The sequence below is a fragment of the Gordonia polyisoprenivorans genome (assembly GCF_017654315.1).
In the GTDB taxonomy this organism is placed as follows: Bacteria; Actinomycetota; Actinomycetes; order Mycobacteriales; family Mycobacteriaceae; genus Gordonia; species Gordonia polyisoprenivorans_A.
This window is the reverse complement of sequence record NZ_CP072203.1, coordinates 2,735,916-2,754,796: the sequence shown is the minus strand read 5'-3', so window position 1 is coordinate 2,754,796 and position 18,881 is coordinate 2,735,916. Positions and strand designations below refer to the sequence as shown.

The following is an 18,881-nucleotide window of genomic DNA, read 5'->3' as shown; positions in this document are numbered from 1 at the left end:
CGGGTGAACCCCGCCGGCAGCACTCGTCGTCACGACGTCGTCCTCGGTTCGGCCTCCCCGGCCCGCCTGTCGGTCCTGACCCGCGCCGGTGTGCATCCGCGCGTGCTGGTCTCCGACGTCGACGAAGACGCCATCCTCGACGACCTGACCGGGGTTCCGCCGAGCGACGTCGTCGCCCGTCTCGCGATGGCCAAGTCCGACGCCGTCGTCGCCACCCTGGTCGCCGAACGCGACGGCTCGGAATCGGCTGCGGCACAGGATGCTTCGATGCCCGACACGGTCGTGTTGACCTGCGACTCGATGCTGCTGTTCCGGGGTGCGCTCACCGGGAAACCGCATACACCCGACGTCGCGATCGCCCAGTGGAAGCGGGTCCGCGGACAGTCGGCGGAGTTGCTCACCGGCCACCACCTCGCGGTGCTGCGCGGCCTCGACGTCGTCGCATCGGCGTCGGAAACCGCCTCGACCACCATCGATTTCGCCGATCTCGACGATGCCGAGATCGAGGCGTATGTGGCCACCGGCGAGCCGCTGGAGGTTGCCGGAGGCTTCACCCTCGACGGTCTCGGCGGCTGGTTCGTCGACGCCATCGACGGCGATCCATCCTCGGTGCTCGGAATCGGTCTGCCCACCGTGCGCCGACTGTTACGTCGAGTCGGGATCGGCGTCGCCGAACTCTGGTGAGCCGGGGGTCGATCGGTTCTTCCTCGACGCCCTCAGCCGAACTCCTCCGGCCAGTACTCGGCCAGACATCCGATCGGCTGGCCCTGACCGCCGCCGCTGACCGACCCACCGAAGAATCCTCGGGAGATCGCCGCGATCCGCTGGGCCGAGGTGCCGTGCCCCTGTCCCGGCTGCGGATCACCGATCTTCTGGATCAGGGTCACCGCCTGCACGATGTCGGTGGCCGACAGCTCATCTCGCCGTAGCACGGTGGCCGCCCAGTTCCCGGCGAGACAGTCGGCGATGAGTTCGGAGTTCTCCCCCCGCGGCCCCCGCGAGTCCGACAGGCGACCTGCGCGAAGGATCCGATCGACGACCGCATGCCCGTACTCGTGCGCGACCACCGTCGCCGCGGTGAACTCACCCTGGAATCCGCCGATCGAATCCAATGGGCCCTCCACGAGGAACGTGCCGGTCCAGATCCCGACGAACGCCTCGACGGGCAGGATCACCGATCCCTCGACCCGAGTTCCGGCTCCATCGCGGGCCTTGTCCACACCACAGAAGAACGCGTTGGGCGTATCGGAAGCGACGACGATCGCACCGTCGGCGTCCTCGCAGCCGGACCGGTAGGTGTCACCGGCCTCGACCAGCACACGCCCCGGGGCGGGGTCACCCCACCCGAGTTCGCGGAACCACGGTGTCCAGGTGCTGTCGAGATCGTCGAGCACCGAGGTCAGGTAGCCGGAGACCTTCTGCTGCGCGTTGTCGCGGGTGATCGCACCGGTCATCAGGGCGGCCGAGGGTACCGGCAGGCCCGGGCATCGACTCCGCGTGCAGAGCCCGGGGACGGCTCCGTTCGCCTGCGGGGTACTCGCCGGCGACGAGGCCGTGCGACTACCCGTGGTCGAGGTCGTCGCGGTGGAGGTCGTCGCGCTCGTCGAATCCCCGCCACCCCCGTTCCCCGAGCAACCCGCCAGGGCAGCGATCGACACGGCGACGAGCAACACGGTCAGGACGGCGCGCAACCGGCGCCGTGACACCCCAGGGCGGATCATGGCGACGAACGTAGCAATTCCGGCGTGGCATGCCACGTTCTTGTCACCAGTCGAATGACACCCGGCTTGTGCGCACGCGTGTGGTCGCCACTGGGTAGGCTCTCCACGGGGACCGCGCAGGCCTCCGGGGTGTGTCGTGGACACATCCTGATCAGTCACCACCCTGGGAGGGGATCTCCAGTTGAGCGTCGAGACCGACCCGAATCCCAAGTTCGCCGGCTACGCCCACCCCGAACGGCTCGTCAGCACGCAGTGGCTGTCGGCCCACCTGGGCACCAAGGGACTCAAGATCATCGAGAGCGACGAGGACGTGCTGCTCTACGACATCGGCCACATCCCCACCGCGCAGAAGGTCGACTGGCACCTGCATCTCAACGACCCGGTGACCCGCGACTACATCAACGGCGAGCAATTCGCAGAGTTGATGCGCAGCAAGGGAATCGAACGCGACGACACCATCGTCATCTACGGCGACAAGAGCAACTGGTGGGCCGCCTACGCGCTGTGGGTGTTCACCCTGTTCGGCCATGAGGACGTGCGGTTGCTCGATGGCGGCCGCGACGCGTGGATGTCGGAGGACCGCGACACCTCTTTCGATGTCCCGGAGTACCCGCGGTCGGACTATCCGGTGGTCGATCGTGACGACACCCGCATCCGCGCCTTCGCCGACCAGGTGCGCGCGGCCTTGGGCACCGAGCCCCTCATCGACGTGCGGTCGCCGCAGGAGTACACCGGCGAGCGCACCCACATGCCCGACTATCCCGAAGAAGGGGCCTTGCGCGGCGGGCACATCCCCACCGCGCGTTCCATCCCGTGGGCCAAGGCCGCCGCTTCCGACGGACGGTTCCGCAGCCGCGCCGAGCTCGACGAGATCTACGGCGGGCTCGACCCGCACACCCCGACGATCGCCTACTGCCGCATCGGCGAGCGCTCGAGCCACACCTGGTTCGTGCTGACCCATCTGCTCGGTTTCGATCACGTCCGCAATTACGACGGCTCGTGGACCGAGTGGGGCAACGCGGTGCGCGTCCCGATTTCGGTCGGCGAGGAACCCGGCGACCCGCCGGCCGGCGCATGACGACTTCCGGCGAGCGGCCAGAACTGTCATGAGCCTGCCCGCAGCCCTCGCCGAGATCGTCGATGACTTTGCCGCCCTGGATGATTCGGACAAGGTCACGCTGCTGTTGGAGTTTGCGGGAGAACTTCCGGAGCTTCCCACCGAACTGACGACGGAGGCGATGGAACCGGTACCGGAGTGCCAGTCCCCGGTCTTCCTGTCGGTCGATGCCCACGACCCGGACGCCGTCCGCCTGTATTTCAGCGCGCCCCGCGAGGCGCCTACGACCCGCGGTTTCGCCTCGATCCTCCATCAGGGCCTCGACGGCGAGTCGGCGCAGACGATCCTCGACGTCCCGGCCGACTTCTACTACGACCTCGGTCTCGGTAAAGCGGTGAGTCCGTTGCGATTACGCGGCATGGCCGGAATGCTCGGTCGGATCAAGGCCCAGGTCGGCCGCCAGACCGGAACCGGGCCGCACGCCCCTGCCGGGCCGACGGGATGAAGTTCATCCAGATCCTCGAGGAGCCGATCGAACCAGGTGGCCTCGTGGAGTGGACCCCCTATGTGCCCGGCGGCCTGGGTAAGTGGAGTCGCGATCCGCGGCTGACCTCACACAATCACGAACAACACCTGCGGGGGGCCTTCGAGTATCGCGTCCGCACCCGCCGGGAGGGTGGGCGTGAGTCGTGGCTGGGTCTGCAGATCCACTTCGACGAGCCGCTGTCGATTCCGGCGCTACGAACGGCGTTGCGGCGCTGGATCGATCGTCACGAGGTGCTGCGCAGCCACGTGGTCATCAAGCATGACGGACTGGCCCGTCTGTCGACGCCGGCGGGCACCGTCGAACTCAAGATGGGCCGGATCGGCTGGTACAACGAGTCGGGGCCGCTCGTCGAACAGATCGCGGGCTCGTTCGACCGTGCGACCGCGCCGCTGCACTGGCCGGCGTACATGTTCGCCACCGTCGGACGGGAGTCGTCGTTCACGCTGCTGTTCGCCGCCGACCATTCGCTCGTCGACGGCTATTCGCTGATCATGGCGCAACACGAGTTGACGGCGTTCTACCGCTCGGCGCGCGACCACACCGAGCTCACGCTGCCCGAGGTCGGCAGCTACGTCGATTTCAGTGCCGCCGAGCGGCGACAAGCCGATCAGACCGGGGCCGACCATCCGGCGGTGGCCACCTGGCACGGCTTTCTCCAGGCCGGGCCGGGCGACATGCCGCGCGCGCTGCGCATGGCCCCCGCGCCCACCCCGGAGCCCGACGACTCGGACAACGAGTCCCCGCTGCTCCCCCAGGAGTCGGTGTCGGGCGTGATCGCCGACGACACCACCGCCAACAAGTTCACGGCGGTGTGTTCGGAGGCGGGCGGCTCGCTGACCGCGGGGGTGCTGGCGGCCTTCGCGATGGTTCATCAGAGCCTGACCGGTGACCCCGAGTTCCGGTGCGTCCTGCCGCGCCACACCCGCGACGAGGCCCGATGGCTGACGTCGCTGGGCTGGTATGTCGCGGTCGCACCCTTCTGGCTCGACATGACGGGCTCGCCGACCTTCGATCAGACCGTCGCCCGCGCGACCACCGAGCTCAAACGCTCCCGGCAGGGGGCGTCGCTGCCGTTTCTGCGCGTCGCCGAGCTGATCGGCTACCGCGGCGAACCGCGCTTCGTGATCTCCTTCATCGACACCCGGTACGCACCGGGCGCCGCCGTGGCCGACGCGGGCCGGGCCACCGTGCTCCGCAGCCACTCGTACTCCGCGGAGGAAGTCCTGATCTGGATCAATCGGACTCCGTCGGGATTGCGGTATTCGGCCCGGTTCCCGGCCGATCCGGCCGTCGGGGAGGCCGCCGGGCCCGACGACACGCGATTCGACGGCGCCCATCCCGACCGGGACCCCCTCGACCGCAGCGGGCCGGTGCCCGAGTTGCTTCGCGGTTTCGCCCGTATCGTGCATGCTCTGGCCGACGAGAGCACATTCAACGCGCGGATGTGACAACCACCTCCACCGAACGATTGCTCGGTGCGTTAGTGTGAAGCCCGGAGCACGCCCCCTAACCTCCAGGGGGTGCGCGATGTCGCTCGCGGAACCACCCCCCGCGGGTGGCAGTTCAATCCCCACGGCGCCGCACACGGTCGCCGACGAACACCGTGTGTGCCGCACCCCGGGGGCGCGGTGCACCTCGATGTATGGCCCAGGAGAACAACAGTGCCCACAATCAGCAAGGTCCTCATCGCCAATCGTGGCGAGATCGCGGTACGTGTCATTCGCGCAGCCCGTGACGCCGGCATCCCCAGTGTCGCCGTCTACGCCGAGCCCGACGCCGACGCGTTGTTCGTGAAGCTCGCCGATGAGGCCTTCGCCCTCGGTGGTCAGACCTCCGCCGAGTCCTATCTGGTGTTCGACAAGATCCTCGACGCGGCCGCCAAGTCCGGCGCCAACGCCGTGCATCCCGGCTACGGCTTCCTCTCGGAGAACGCCGACTTCGCCCAGGCCGTCCTCGACGCCGGGCTGATCTGGATCGGCCCGTCGCCGCAGTCCATCCGCGATCTCGGTGACAAGGTCACCGCCCGCCACATCGCCCTGAAGGCCAACGCGCCGATGGCACCGGGCACCAAGGACCCGGTCAAGGACGCCGACGAGGTCGTCGCGTTCGCCAAGGAGCACGGTGTGCCGGTCGCGATCAAGGCCGCCTTCGGTGGTGGTGGTCGCGGCATGAAGGTCGCCTACACCATCGAGGAGATCCCGCACCTGTTCGAGTCGGCGACCCGCGAGGCCGTCGCCGCGTTCGGCCGCGGCGAGTGCTTCGTCGAGCGCTATCTCGACAAGGCCCGCCATGTCGAGGCCCAGGTCATCGCCGACACCCACGGCAACGTGGTGGTCGCCGGTACGCGCGACTGCTCGCTGCAGCGCCGCTTCCAGAAGCTGGTCGAGGAGGCCCCCGCGCCGTTCCTGACCGATGAGCAGCGCACCAAGATCCACGAGTCGGCCAAGGCGATCTGCCGCGAGGCCGGCTATTACGGCGCGGGCACGGTGGAGTTCCTTGTCGGCGCCGACGGCCTCGTCTCCTTCCTCGAGGTCAACACGCGACTGCAGGTCGAGCACCCGGTGACCGAGGAGACCGCGGGCATCGACCTCGTCCGTCAGCAGTTCCGTATCGCCAACGGCGAGAAGCTGGAGTTCTCCGAGGATCCGACCCCGCGTGGTCACGCCTTCGAGTTCCGGATCAACGGCGAGGACCCGGGCCGCAACTTCCTGCCCGCACCCGGACCGATCACCAGGTACCGCGAGCCCTCGGGCCCGGGCGTCCGCGTCGATTCCGGCGTCGTCGAGGGTGATGTGATCGGCGGCCAGTTCGACTCGATGCTGGCCAAGCTGATCGTCGTCGGCGAGAACCGCGAGCAGGCGCTCGAGCGTGCTCGGCGTGCGCTCGCCGAGTACGAGGTCGAGGGTCTGGCCACGGTGCTGCCGTTCCACCGGCACATCGTGAGCAATCCGGCGTTCCTCGGGCACACCGACGACAACGGTGTGGAGACCTTCGACGTCTACACCAAGTGGATCGAAACCGATTGGGAGAACCCGATCGAGCCGTACACCGGTGGCGAGCCGATCGAGGACGACGAGGCCGCTCCGCGCCAGAAGGTGGTCGTCGAGGTCGGCGGACGCCGCGTCGAGGTCGCGTTGCCCGGCGATCTGGCACTCGGCGGCGGTGGCGGTTCGGCCAACGGGGTCATCCGCCGCAAGCCCAAGGCCCGCTCGCGCAAGAAGGGTGGGGGCGCCGCCGTCTCCGGTGACGCCGTGGCCGCACCCATGCAGGGCACCGTGGTCAAGGTCGCCGTCGAAGAGGGCCAGACGGTCGCCGCGGGCGAACTCGTCGTCGTGCTCGAGGCGATGAAGATGGAGAACCCGGTCACCGCCCACAAGGACGGCGTGGTGACGGGTTTGAGCATCGAGCCGGGTGCCGCCGTCACCCAGGGCACCGTGCTGCTCGAACTGAAGTAGTCACCTCCACCGAATGGAACCCGTCGAGATCAACGCCGGGACGTGGTATCTGCGTGGGCTTCGTGCCGACGAGCGGATCACCGACGTCCCGGCGTTGTCCGATCTGGGGATCGCCGATCCCGCGGCCTATGTCGCCGCCACCGATGCCGCGTGGCGCGATGACACCGGCTACGTGTGGGCGGTGTGCGAACCGACCACCGGTGAACTGCTCGCCGTCATCGGCGTCCTCCCGACGGCGGGGACGGCCTCGATCGTCGGCCGCTGCCGCACCGGTCACCATGCGGCGTTGGCTGCCGCGGTCGGGCCGGTTGCCCGATTCGCGCGCGGCGCACTAGATCTCACCGTCGGTGAACTCTCCCCTGACGGGGTGATCACCGACGCCATCCCGGCCCTCTGAGGCCGCTACGGTTCGTCCCGGTCGACGCCGGAGGCCAGATCACCGCATTCGACCGACTCGACGATCTCGGGGTGCGCCCGAAGATAACGTGCCGCACCCACATCCCCGTCGAGCGAGGCGAGGACGCCGTCGAGGTGATCGGCACCGAGTAGGACCGGATGGCCGGGCCGTCCGTGGTAGACCGCGCGCACGATCTTCTCCGGTACGCCCGCAGCGATTTCCACGATCCGGGAAACCACCGCCGCGGTGACATCGGGCATGTCAACAACATGTAAAACCACGCCGCCCGGATCCTCCCGAACCACCGGCGCGCACAGCACCGCGCGCACGCTCGCCGACAGACCGATAACCCAGTCCTCGACGACGATCGCCGTCGCCCGGCCCGGCGGCGTGACGATCGCCGCGCCCATGGCGACGACCACCTCACCGCAGCCTCCCGCACTCAGCGCGCGCACCGCATTGTCAAGCCAAAGACCTTGTTCGGCAAGTATTTTCGGCATTCCGTATCGCCGGCCGGCCCCGGCGGCGAGCACCGCTCCCACCACCACCGCATCCACCTCCGCCGCTCGGCCCCGCACACCCTCCCACCACTGTCCTCGGCCGGGCGAACCGATGAGGTCTCGATGTCGGCGATGCCCGATTTACTCCGGCGCAATATACGATCGCGCGGTCGCCGAATCGGTTGTGGGGGTCCACTATTTACCTGCCGGTGGGCCGGACGTGCGCTACGCCGTCGGCTCACCGGCAGCCATGATCTCACCGTCACGAGGAGTATGTCGATGGCCACGGATTCGGCTCCGGCCGCCGCCCCCCAGGGACGCCGCAAGCGCGTCCATCCGGTCGATCAGGTACCACCGTTCGGCAAACTCGTCACCCTCGGGTTCCAGCACGTGGTCGCCTTCTACGCCGGCGCCGTCCTCGTCCCACTGCTGATCGCGAACGCCATCGGGCTCGACGATCAGGCGCTCACCATGCTCATCACCGCCGACCTGTTCACCTGCGGCATCGCCTCGCTGCTGCAGGCGGTCGGCATCTGGAAGATCGGTGTTCGGCTCCCGCTGCTGCAGGGCATCACCTTCGCGACGCTCGCCCCGGTCATCAAGATCGCCAACGATCACGGTGGTGGTCGGGTCGGCCTGCTGACGGTGTACGGCGCGGTGATCTCGGCCGGCGTGTTCACCTTCCTGATCGCACCGTTCTTCGCCAAGCTGATCCGCTTCTTCCCGCCGGTGGTCACCGGCACCGTCATCACGATCATCGGCATCAGCCTGATCCCGGTCGGTGCGGGCGATGCGGTGACCGACCCCAACAGCGCGACCGGCGCACACGATGCGGGCAACGGCCGGTGGGTCGTCTACTGCATCTGCACCATCGTCCTGATCGTGCTGATGCAGCGATTCTTCCGTGGCTTCTGGGCGACCATCTCGATCCTGCTCGGCCTCGGCGTGATGACCTTCGTCGCATGGTGTTTCGGCGACGCCCACTTCGACCGGGTCGCCGAGGCGAGCTGGGTCGGCTTCACCCCGCCGTTCGCCTTCGGATGGCCCCGATTCGATCTCATCGCGATCGTGTCGCTGATCGTGGTACTCATGGTCACCGCGGTGGAGTCGACGGGGTCGGTCTTCGCGACCGGGGAGATCGTTGGCAAACGGATCCGCAAGGAGGACATCGCCGCCACCGTCCGGGCCGACGGCATCGCCACCATCATCGGCGGCAGCTTCAACTCCTTCCCGTACACGGCGTTCTCCGAGAACGTCGGCCTGGTTCGGATGACCGGGGTCAAGAGCCGGTTCGTCGTGGCCTGCGCCGGCGGCATCATGATCATCCTGGGCGTCCTGCCCAAGACCGCGAACATCGTCGGGTCCATCCCCTCCCCGGTTCTCGGCGGCGCCGCACTCATCATGTTCGCGACGGTCGCGATCGTCGGCATCCAGACGCTGACGACCGTCGACTTCACCGACCACCGCAACCTGTCGATCGCCGCGACCTCCATCGCCGTGGCCCTCTACGTCCAGTTCTCACAGTCGTCGGCCCCGACAACCATCTTGGACAAGGGGGCGGAGGTCAAGGTCCCGGAATTGCCCGGCGTCGACATCGCCGTTCCGGGCATCCTGCAGATCCCCTTCTCCACCGGCATCACCATGGGTGCGATCACCGCGATCCTGATGAACATCCTGTTCTTCCACATCGGCAGCAAGGGACCGGCCGTCGCCGGGGGCGGCTCAATCACGCTCGACGAGGTGAACACGATGAGCAGGGAGAAGTTCCGCGAGACCTTCGGCGAGGTCGTTCAGGGCGTCGACTGGGTTCTCGACAGGGCTTGGGAGCAGCGGCCTTTCGACGATGTCCACGATCTGCGCAGCGCCTTCCAGGAGGCGATGCTCACCGGCAGCGACACCCAACAGCTCGACCTCATCCAGGCCTTCCCCGACCTCGGCGCCGAGGACGAGGAAACCGGCGAGCTGATCGCGGTCGACCACAAGGGTCTGTCGCACCTCGAGGAGACCGAGCACGAGAACGTCGTGAATCTCGCTGCCGCCTATCGGGAGCACTTCGGGTTCCCGTTGGTGATCTGCGCCCGCGAGACCGAGCGTTACGACCGCGTGCTGCGCAACGGCTGGTCCCGCATGGACAACTCGGAGACCTCCGAGAAGTCGTTCGCGCTCATCGAGATCGCCAAGATCGTCAACTATCGCTTCGACGATCTGGTTGCCGATGCCAACCCGCTGACGTCGGTGCGATTCGGCCGTCAGCCCGAACTCTCCTAGGCTGATCGGCGTGCGACGAGTCGACTGGCGCGGGTTGCCCAGTTTCAACGAGCTGACCGAACGGCAGGCCATCGGCACGCTCTACGAGTGTTGTAGTTCGTCGATCTGGGCGCTGCGTGTGGCCAAGGCCCGACCCTTCTCCGACGACGAGGCATTGCTCTCCTATGCCGATCTCATCCTGGCCGAGCTCACCGATGCCGACCTCGACGAGGCCCTGGCCGGTCACCCCCGGATCGGCGACCGCCCGGACAACGCGTCCTCCACGCGTGAGCAGTCCGGGGTGACCGGCGCCGATCCGGCGGTGTTGGTCGAACTCAAGGAGCTCAACAAGGCCTACGACGAGAAGTTCGGGCACGTGTACCTTGTCTTCGCCAATGGGCGGCCGGCGGCGGAGTTGCTGGCCATCCTCAAGGAGCGGATGCGCAACGACCCGGCGACCGAGCGGAGGGTGCTGCGGATGGAGTTGGCCAAGATCAACCGAAGTCGACTGCAGCGCATGCTCACCCCGGCGATCGAGTATGTTGACGACTGAGAATCGCAGGCGATCCACGAGGAGCGAACCACCGAGATGACCGGTCTGTCCACCCATGTCCTCGACGCGGTCTCCGGTGCACCCGCGGTGGGCGTCGTGGTCTCCCTGCAGGATGCCGCGGGCGGCGAAGTCGCCTCCGGCGTCACCGATTCCGACGGTCGCATCGCGCAGGTGAACAGCGACCCGCTCGTGCCCGGCATCTACCATCTGGTGTTCGACACCGGAGAGTGGTTCGCCGACAACGACATCCGGGGATTCTATCCGGAGGTCGACATCTGCTTCACCGTCGACGATCCCGAACGGCATCACCACGTCCCGCTGCTGCTGAGCCCGTACTCGTACTCCACCTATCGCGGTAGCTGACCGGGCGCGCACACCGGTATTCGGGGATATCCTCTATGCTCGGCGGTGCAGTTGGTTCGCCGCCCCGTCTGTCGTGGCCTCCGATGTCGTGGGGCCCCGCGTCCGGGTCCGGCGTCGTAAGAGGGAATCCGGTGCGAATCCGGAACTGTCCCGCAGCGGTATGTCGGAACGACCGCCGTCATCGAGCACTGGACGCATGCGTCCGGGAAGCGACGGCCACTAGGACCGCGACCTGATGGTCGCCCGCCGACGAGTCCGAAGACCTGCCTGCTGTACCGGCCGCGCCGCGGCCGGTGGCTCGTCGCCTCGTGGAATGGGCGCAGGTCGAAGCGAGTGCCAGGTGATGCGCGGATGCCGTGCACGTTCTCTCCGGCGTCCCTTCGGCACGCCCTGCAACGGCGGCGGACCGTCGGAAACCATTGCAGGAGTGCACCACCCATGTCCCAACGGACGACCCCGTTTTCCGCCACCGTGCTCGGCACACCACGCATCGGGCCACACCGTGAGCTCAAGCGCGCGATCGAGAGCTACTGGGCCGGGCGCATCGACGCCGCCGGCCTCGAGACCGTGGCCGCCGGGCTGCGGCGCGACACCATCGCGGCGCTCACGGCGGCCGGCCTCGACTCGATTCCGGTCAACACCTTCTCCTACTACGATCAGATGCTCGACACCGCCGTGCTGCTCGGCGCCCTGCCCGAGCGGGTCGCACACATCACCGATCCCCTCGACCGCTACTTCGCAGCGGCCCGCGGCACCGCCGACGTCACACCGCTGGAGATGACCAAGTGGTTCGACACCAACTACCACTACCTCGTGCCCGAGATCGGTGACGCCACCGCCTTCTCCCTGCACCCGGAGAAGGTTCTCGCCGAGGTGGCCGAGGCGCAGGCCGCCGGCGTGACCGCACGCCCGGTCGTCATCGGGCCGATCACCTTCCTCGCGTTGTCGAAATCCGCCCACGACACCGCAGACGAGGGCTCTCCGCTTGATCGCGTCAACGAGCTGCTGCCGCTGTATCTCGACCTGCTGGCCCGTCTCGCCGCGGCCGGGGTCGAGTGGGTACAGATCGACGAACCGATCCTGGTCACCGATGCCGCAGACCGCCTCCCCGCGCTGGCCGGATCGGTGTACTCGACCCTCGCGCAAGCGAACTCACGACCGGCACTCTGCGTCGCCACGTACTTCGGCGACGCCCGCGACAGTGTGCGCGCCCTCGCGCGCACCGGTATCGAGGCGGTGGCCGTCGATCTGATCGAGGGCTCGGTCGAAACGGTGGTCGGCGTTCCCGAACTGGCCGACATGCTCGTGGTGGCCGGCGTGGTCAACGGGCGCAACATCTGGCGAACCGATCTCGAGAAAGCGCTTGCCACCCTGGGCACCCTGCTCGGGTCGGCGGGGTCGTTGGCGGTGTCCACCTCGTGCTCGACGCTGCACGTGCCGTATTCCGTCGAACCCGAAACCGAACTCGACGACAACCTGCGCGGTTGGCTGGCCTTTGCGGCCGAGAAGTACCGCGAGGTCGCGATCCTGTCGGAGGCGCTGCGCCACGGTCGGCCGTCTCAGGCCGACGCGTTCGATGCCGCTGCCGCGGCACTGGCCACCCGCGAATCCGATCCGCGCGTGCACGATCCGGCGGTGCGTGAGCGTCTGGCCGCCCTCACCGACGCCGCACGCACGCGCGGCGATGCCTCGGCCCGCGCGGCTGCGCAGACCGAGCGGCTGAATCTCCCGCCGTTGCCCACCACGACCATCGGCTCCTACCCACAGACCTCGGCGATCCGACTGGCGCGCGCCGCGCTGCGCTCCGGTGGGATCGACGACGCCGAGTACGTCCGTCGGATGCGGGCGGAGATCGCCGATGTGGTTGCGCTGCAGGAGGAGATCGGGCTCGATGTGCTCGTCCACGGCGAACCCGAACGCAACGACATGGTGCAGTATTTCGCCGAGCAGCTCGACGGCTTCTTCGCCACCGCCCACGCCTGGGTGCAGTCCTACGGGACTCGGTGCGTGCGTCCGCCGATCCTGTTCGGCGACGTGTCCCGCCCGGCGCCGATGACCGTCGACTGGATCGCCTACGCCCAGTCGCTGACCGGCAAGCCGGTCAAGGGCATGCTCACCGGACCCGTCACGATTCTCGCGTGGTCGTTCGTGCGTGACGATCAGCCCCTGTCGGACTCGGCCGACCAGATCGCCCTCGCGATCCGGGACGAGACGATCGATCTCGAGCGGATCGGCATCGGCATCATCCAGGTCGACGAGCCGGCCCTCCGTGAGCTGCTCCCGCTGCGCGACGCCGACAAACCCGCGTACCTGGACTGGGCGGTGCGGGCATTCCGCCTGGCCACCTCGGGTGTCGACGACGCCACGCAGGTCCACACCCATCTGTGCTACTCGGAGTTCGGCGAGGTCATCGGTGCGATCGCCGAACTCGACGCCGATGTCACCTCGATCGAGGCGGCACGGTCGAGCATGGAGGTCCTCGCCGACCTCAATGCCATCGGATTCGCCAACGGCGTCGGGCCGGGTGTATATGACATCCACTCACCGCGTGTCCCCGACGTCACCGAGATCGAATCGTCGTTGCGCGCGGCGCTCGATGCCGTCGGGCCGCAGCGCCTGTGGGTGAATCCGGACTGTGGCCTGAAGACTCGCGGCACCACCGAGGTGACCGCGGCGCTGACGAATCTGGTCTCGGCGGCCAAAACCACTCGCGCACTGGCCAACTGAGCACGACAATCAGCTGAGCCGATTGCGGAGCGGGAGAGCTCGGGTGCGCGCCCCGGGTGCGCTCCGCAGTCGGTCGGCAGATGCCGTACCGACCAGTGTGAGGTCGCTTGTCGGCCGCGAGCAATCCCGCGGCGGCGAGTGCGATCGATCCCGTGCAGACACTGGTCACGTACTGCGCGGAACGCCCGAGGTTAGGAGAGCTCTCTGCGAAGAATGGCGGCGCCCTGGGCGAGCGCGACCATCTTCTGCCGTGCGACACCACGAGCAAGCGGCGCCATGCCGCAGTTCCCGCTGGCGTAGAGCTTGTCCTTGTCGACGAAGGGGAGTGCTTTGCGCAGTGTCGCTGCGACTTCCTCCGGCGTCTCGATGGTGTCGCTGGCCACGTCGATCGCTCCCAGCATGACCGTCTTGCCACGGAGTAGTTCGATTACCTCGACAGGAACCCGCGAGTTGTGACTCTCCAGGGACACGATGTCGATCGATGATTGTTGCAACAGTGGAAACGACTCTTCGTACTGGCGCCATTCGGGCCCCAGCGTTGCCTTCCAGTCGGTGTTGGCCTTGATGCCGTAGCCGTAACAGATGTGGACGGCGGTTTGGCAGCTCAGTCCTTCGGTGGCCCGCTCGAGTGCCGCGATGCCCCAGTCCAGTTCGTCGAAGAACACGTTGAATGCGGGCTCGTCGATCTGGATGATGTCGACGCCGGCCGCCTGCAGATCCGTTGCTTCTTGGTTCAGGATGGTCGCGAACTCCCACGCGAGCTGCTCGCGGCTCCGGTAGTGGTCGTCGTAGAGGGTGTCGATCATTGTCATCGGGCCGGGGAGGGCCCATTTGATCGGCTGATCGGTTTCGGCGCGAAGACGCTTCGCATCCTCTGCGAAGACCGACTCTTCGCGACTCACCGCGCCGACAACCGTCGGGACGCTCGCGTCATAGCGGTCACGAATGCGCACGGTCTCGCGGCGGTCGAAATCGACGCCACCGAGGTGCTCGATGAACGTGGTCACGAAGTGCTGACGTGTCTGTTCACCATCGCTGATGATGTCGAGCCCGGCCCGACTCTGATCGTGTGCCGCGAGCGTCTGGGCGTCGAGCTTCCCCTGCCGCAGTTCGTCGCCGTGTAACTTCCACGGGGACCAGAGCTTCTCCGGCTCGGAGAGCCACGCGGGCTTGGGCAGGCTGCCGACGATCGTGGCGGGCAGAAGTGTATTCATCTCGGATACCTCAGTTCTCGCGCCGATCAGGCCGATTGCTTTGTCGCCCAACGAGCAAGGACATCGCCGTACGGTTTCATGAGCCTCACCTCGGTGAATTTTCCCTGGGTGGCCGCGAGCTGGGTGCGTTCGACCCGGTCGTAAGTCACCTGCGGGAGTGAGTAGTTGCCGTAGTCGAGACTCGGCCGGTACACCTGCGCCGCCGCGGTGTTCGCGCTGTAGATCTCGGGACGGTAGATCTTCTGGAACGTCTCCATCGTCGCGACCGTTCCCGCGAGCGCGATGAACGAGTAGTCGTTGAGCAGGTCACCGCGGTGGTAGAAGGCCAGCGGCGCAACGGAACCCGGAGGCATGAAGTAGCGGACCGTGAGCCCCATCTTGCCAAAGTAGTCATCGGTGAGCGACAGCGCGTCCGACACATACTCCACCCCTAGAATGGGGTGATGGTTCGTGAGGCGGGTGTAGGTCCGCGACGTCGAGACGCTGATGCAGATGACCGGCGGCTGGGAGAACCGTTGGCGGTACTCGTCCGATTCGAGGAAGCGCTGAAAGACCTGCCCGTGCAGATCGCCGAAGTCGCTGGGGATACCTGTCGCCTGGTGCCCGGGGAGCCGAACGCTGAAGTCGTAGTCGCGAATGTAGGAGGAGAAGTTGTTTCCGACGATGCCCTTGGTACGGGTTCCCGTGGCGGTCTCGACGATGTCCACGTCGAGCACCTCGATCACCGGAAATGCGGCGTCGTCCCCTACCGAGGCGAGATGTAGGTCCACCGAGACGATGTCGAGTTCGAGTTCGTAGCGGTCACCGCGCGGATTGTCCCAGTGGAGCAGTTCATTGACCCTGGTGTTCATCATCGTCACGGCATTGCGAAGATTCTGCTCACGGTCGTCGCCGCGTGCGAGATTCGCGAAGTTCGTCGTTCCACGTGAGCTGCTCGACGGGGTGTAGCCCTCGTCGAAGCGCGTCGTGCCGATGCTGAAGACACATTCGTTTGTCATGTTGATCAGATGCCCCATCCACTTGCGCGGCGTTCGACGACGACAGGCGTCACCGCACGATTCACTGTCTGAGTTTCGCGGCACTTCGATCTGACTTCCCATGATCGAGGCCTATCGGCGCGACCGATGGCACATGGGAGCCAGTGGCCCGAAGTGGCGTTGACAGCAGTGTATGAAGGCGCCTCTCCATAGCCTAATTACACGTAGCGATACCTGGCGATAGGAATCAGCTATGTCAGCAGATCGACTCCGAAGCTCGAGACCACATCGCGCATCTCCGCCACGAATCGCTCGGCTTGGGCGGTCAACGAGACCGACGCATGTCCGATCCAGCCGATCTCGATGCGCTCGTCCACCTCGAGCGGCACAGCGACTATCGACGGGTCCAGATCGTCGGAGATGATGCCGGTCGAGATGGTGTACCCGCCGAGACCGATCATCAGGTTGAAGATGGTTGCTCGGTCGCTCACGCGGATGTCTTGCTTGGATGAACGCGTGGAGAGGATCTCTTCGGCGAGATAGAACGAGTTGTTCCCACCCTGGTCGAACGTGAGCCGCGGGAGGTCGTCGAGATCCTTCAGCGTGACACTTGCCTTGCCTGCGAGGTGGTTCGTGCGGGCGATGAAAATGTGCGGTGTCGTGAAGAACAGCGGCGTAAAGGTCAGCCCCGCTTCGCGGAGCAGCTTGTTGATCACGTTTGCGTTGAAACCGTTGCGATAGAGCACGCCGACTTCACTCCGCAGAGTGCGGACATCTTCGATGATGTCCCAAGTCCGGGTCTCGCGAAGGCTGAACGCGTATTCGGCGGCCTCAGAGGCTTTCACCATGCGAGCAAAGGCATCGACGACGAAGGAGTAGTGCTGAGTGGAAACGGCGAGGAGTCGGCGCGAGGGGCCGCGCCCGAGGTACCGCTGTTCCAGTAGTTCCGCTTGCTCGACGACCTGGCGCGCGTAGCTGAGGAACTCCGCCCCGTCGTCGGTGAGGGTGACTCCCCGGTTCGAGCGGACGAACAGTGAACGTTCGAGCCGGCTTTCGAGGTCCTTGAGCGCGGCGGACATGGTCGGTTGAGCCACATAGAGCATGTCCGCCGCGGCACTGATCGATCCCTCCGCTGCCACCTCCACGAAGTAGCGCAACTGCTGCAGCGTGATTCCACGCAGCGCCCCTGCGGCGTGCCGTGCCATATCAGAAGACTAACGAACCGCCGTGGAGATCCGAAGTCCACACGGTCTCCACCAGACCCAGGTCGGTTCGCTTCGGCGCCACAGTTCTTCATCTGATCAACAGCCCACTCGCCTTCTACGTGCGCACGTCGACCGATGGTGACCGACCGGGGCCCGAGGCGTCCACCCACGCCGGGCGCCTGTCGCGTGTCCTGCACCCCGTACTCGTAACGCTCGCAGCACAACTGGCCTCCGACGACCCCCGCCGCCAGGGGGTGGACACCCCACCCTCGCCCGGTCCCCGCCTCTCCGGCGTCCGCCGCCTGACAGGCCACAACACGAGGAGACACCATGAACTCCCCGCGCCCTGCTTGCCTGCCTCAGTGAGCGCCCGCGAGGTGCCCACTGAGGCGCTCGAGCCGCTCGGCACTGTCGGGGTTCAACCCGATGATGTTGGCGCTCTTACCCTTTGCCGCGTACTTGGTGACGACGGCGTCGAGTGCCGCGACGGTGGACGCATCCCAGACATGCGACGCACTCATGTCAATGATCACGGTCGTCGGGTCGGCCGCATAGTCGAACTGGTAGACCAGGTCGTTGCTGGACGCGAAGAACAGTTCTCCGCGCACCTGATACAGGCACGTGTCGGGATCCGGGTGATCCACCACGACGACCTCGGTGACGTGGGCGACCCGCCGCGCGAAGAGCACCATCGCGGTGAGCACACCGACGACGACACCGTAGGCCAGGTTGTGTGTGGCCACCGTGACGGCGACGGTGACGAGCATGACCACCGTTTCGCTCTTGGGCATGCGCCGCAACGTCGTCGGGTTGATGCTGTGCCAGTCCATCGTGCCGACCGACACCATGATCATCACGGCGACGAGCGCGGCCATCGGGATCAGCGCGACGATATCGCCGAGACCCACGACCAGGATCAGCAGGAAGACACCGGCGAGAAAGGTCGAAATCCGGGTGCGCGCACCGGAACTCTTGACGTTGATCATGGTCTGCCCGATCATCGCGCAGCCGCCCATGCCGCCGAAGAATCCGGTGACCACGTTCGCCACGCCCTGCCCCATCGCCTCGCGTGACTTGTTGGAGTGGGTGTCGGTGAGGTCGTCGACGAATTTCGCGGTCATCAACGATTCGAGCAACCCGACCAGCGCCATGGTGAACGCGTACGGCGCGATCACCGACAACGTGTGCCAGGTCAGTGGCACGTCCGGCAGGACCAGTGAGGGTAGGTGCTCGGGCAGTTTGCCCTCGTCACCGACATCGGGCACCGACCAGCCGACCGCGAGCGTCACCACGGTCAGCGCAACGATCGCGACGAGCGGCGCCGGGATGACGCTCGTCAGTCTCGGCAATCCGACAATGATCAGAACACCCACGGCGACAAGCGGATACACCAGCCACGGCACGCAGATCAGATGGGGCAATTGGGCAGCGAAGATCAAGATGGCCAGCGCGTTGACGAATCCCACCATGACGCTGCGCGGAATGAACCGCATCAGCCGGGCGACGCCGAGGCCGCCGAGGATGAGCTGGAACACCCCGGCCAGGATGACGGCGGCGATGAGGTACTGCAGCCCATGGCTTTTCACCAATGGGGCCACGACGAGGGCCACCGCACCGGTGGCCGCGGAGATCATCGCCGGGCGGCCACCGACGATCGCGATCGTGACCGCCATGGTGAACGAGGCGAACAGACCCACGCGCGGATCGACACCGGCGATGATCGAGAACGAGATCGCCTCCGGGATGAGCGCGAGCGCGACCACCAGCCCGGCCAGAACCTCGGTGCGCAGCCGTCGCGGTGAACGCAGCGCCGCCCACACCAACTGGTCGTGCGCGGGAGAGGTCGTCGTGGACAGTGACACGCGCGGGGACATGTGCTCCGACTCCGTTCCGGCGCGCCGGGACATCCGGTGTCACC

16 protein-coding genes and 1 riboswitch are annotated in these 18,881 nt (G+C 66.7%); of the genes, 10 read left to right on the top strand and 6 right to left on the bottom strand.

Annotated elements, in window-relative coordinates:
• Window positions 1-3 precede the first annotated feature (3 nt).
• Window positions 4-684: a Maf family protein gene (locus tag J6U32_RS12400; protein WP_208795708.1), complete on the top strand. Its 681-nt coding sequence runs from the start codon at window positions 4-6 to the stop codon at window positions 682-684.
• A 32-nt stretch (window positions 685-716) separates the two neighbouring features.
• On the opposite strand, the gene J6U32_RS12395 is transcribed toward J6U32_RS12400, so the two are convergent.
• A complete protein-coding gene (locus J6U32_RS12395) occupies window positions 717-1,721 on the bottom strand; it encodes a neutral zinc metallopeptidase (protein WP_244332840.1) in 1,005 nt (334 codons plus the stop codon).
• Window positions 1,722-1,902: 181 nt separating this feature from the next.
• Between J6U32_RS12395 and J6U32_RS12390 the strand changes: the two genes are divergently transcribed.
• From J6U32_RS12390 to J6U32_RS12370, 5 genes are all read left to right on the top strand, one after another.
• The gene (locus J6U32_RS12390) at window positions 1,903-2,799 is read left to right on the top strand and encodes a sulfurtransferase (protein ID WP_208795707.1); all 897 of its coding nucleotides are present in this window, start codon (window positions 1,903-1,905) and stop codon (window positions 2,797-2,799) included.
• 28 nt (window positions 2,800-2,827) lie between these two features.
• Complete coding sequence (locus J6U32_RS12385; RefSeq protein WP_208795706.1) at window positions 2,828-3,283, top strand: SufE family protein; 456 nt, start codon at window positions 2,828-2,830, stop codon at window positions 3,281-3,283.
• The gene (locus J6U32_RS12380) at window positions 3,280-4,773 is read left to right on the top strand and encodes a condensation domain-containing protein (RefSeq protein ID WP_208795705.1); all 1,494 of its coding nucleotides are present in this window, start codon (window positions 3,280-3,282) and stop codon (window positions 4,771-4,773) included. Before J6U32_RS12385 ends, J6U32_RS12380 begins: the two co-directional genes overlap by 4 nt.
• A 213-nt stretch (window positions 4,774-4,986) precedes the next feature.
• Window positions 4,987-6,780, top strand: a complete 1,794-nt coding sequence (locus J6U32_RS12375) for an acetyl/propionyl/methylcrotonyl-CoA carboxylase subunit alpha (protein ID WP_208795704.1) — start codon at window positions 4,987-4,989, stop codon at window positions 6,778-6,780.
• Between the two features lie 13 nt (window positions 6,781-6,793).
• Complete coding sequence (locus J6U32_RS12370; RefSeq protein WP_208795703.1) at window positions 6,794-7,177, top strand: hypothetical protein; 384 nt, start codon at window positions 6,794-6,796, stop codon at window positions 7,175-7,177.
• 5 nt (window positions 7,178-7,182) lie between these two features.
• On the opposite strand, the gene J6U32_RS12365 is transcribed toward J6U32_RS12370, so the two are convergent.
• Entirely contained in the window at window positions 7,183-7,710 is a 528-nt protein-coding gene (locus J6U32_RS12365) for a nucleotidyltransferase family protein (RefSeq protein WP_208796084.1), read from the bottom strand.
• A 246-nt stretch (window positions 7,711-7,956) separates the two neighbouring features.
• Between J6U32_RS12365 and J6U32_RS12360 the strand changes: the two genes are divergently transcribed.
• The 4 genes from J6U32_RS12360 (at window position 7,957) to metE (ending at window position 13,567) form a co-directional block, all read left to right on the top strand.
• Window positions 7,957-9,945 (top strand): solute carrier family 23 protein, encoded by a 1,989-nt coding sequence (locus tag J6U32_RS12360; RefSeq protein WP_208795702.1) that lies wholly within the window; start codon window positions 7,957-7,959, stop codon window positions 9,943-9,945.
• Window positions 9,946-9,955: 10 nt separating this feature from the next.
• Window positions 9,956-10,477 carry a 2-oxo-4-hydroxy-4-carboxy-5-ureidoimidazoline decarboxylase gene (gene uraD, locus J6U32_RS12355; RefSeq protein ID WP_208795701.1) on the top strand — a complete coding sequence of 174 codons (522 nt, stop codon included), beginning with the start codon at window positions 9,956-9,958 and terminating at the stop codon, window positions 10,475-10,477.
• A 36-nt stretch (window positions 10,478-10,513) separates the two neighbouring features.
• Window positions 10,514-10,840, top strand: coding sequence for a hydroxyisourate hydrolase (uraH, locus tag J6U32_RS12350; protein WP_208795700.1), 327 nt, complete (start codon window positions 10,514-10,516; stop codon window positions 10,838-10,840).
• 103 nt (window positions 10,841-10,943) lie between these two features.
• A riboswitch (cobalamin riboswitch) is annotated at window positions 10,944-11,110 on the top strand.
• Window positions 11,111-11,278: 168 nt separating this feature from the next.
• Entirely contained in the window at window positions 11,279-13,567 is a 2,289-nt protein-coding gene (metE, locus tag J6U32_RS12345) for a 5-methyltetrahydropteroyltriglutamate--homocysteine S-methyltransferase (protein ID WP_208795699.1), read from the top strand.
• Between the two features lie 191 nt (window positions 13,568-13,758).
• Here metE and J6U32_RS12340 read toward each other — a convergent pair whose 3' ends face one another.
• The 4 genes from J6U32_RS12340 to J6U32_RS12325 form a co-directional block, all read right to left on the bottom strand.
• Window positions 13,759-14,781 carry a methionine synthase gene (locus tag J6U32_RS12340; protein WP_208795698.1) on the bottom strand — a complete coding sequence of 341 codons (1,023 nt, stop codon included), beginning with the start codon at window positions 14,779-14,781 and terminating at the stop codon, window positions 13,759-13,761.
• Window positions 14,782-14,807: 26 nt separating this feature from the next.
• Window positions 14,808-15,779 carry a putative oxygenase MesX gene (locus tag J6U32_RS12335; protein ID WP_208795697.1) on the bottom strand — a complete coding sequence of 324 codons (972 nt, stop codon included), beginning with the start codon at window positions 15,777-15,779 and terminating at the stop codon, window positions 14,808-14,810.
• A 230-nt stretch (window positions 15,780-16,009) separates the two neighbouring features.
• On the bottom strand, window positions 16,010-16,963 hold the full coding sequence (locus tag J6U32_RS12330) for a LysR family transcriptional regulator (RefSeq protein ID WP_208795696.1): 954 nt from the start codon (window positions 16,961-16,963) through the stop codon (window positions 16,010-16,012).
• Between the two features lie 359 nt (window positions 16,964-17,322).
• Window positions 17,323-18,837: a SulP family inorganic anion transporter gene (locus J6U32_RS12325; protein WP_208795695.1), complete on the bottom strand. Its 1,515-nt coding sequence runs from the start codon at window positions 18,835-18,837 to the stop codon at window positions 17,323-17,325.
• Between the last annotated feature and the right edge of the window lie 44 nt (window positions 18,838-18,881).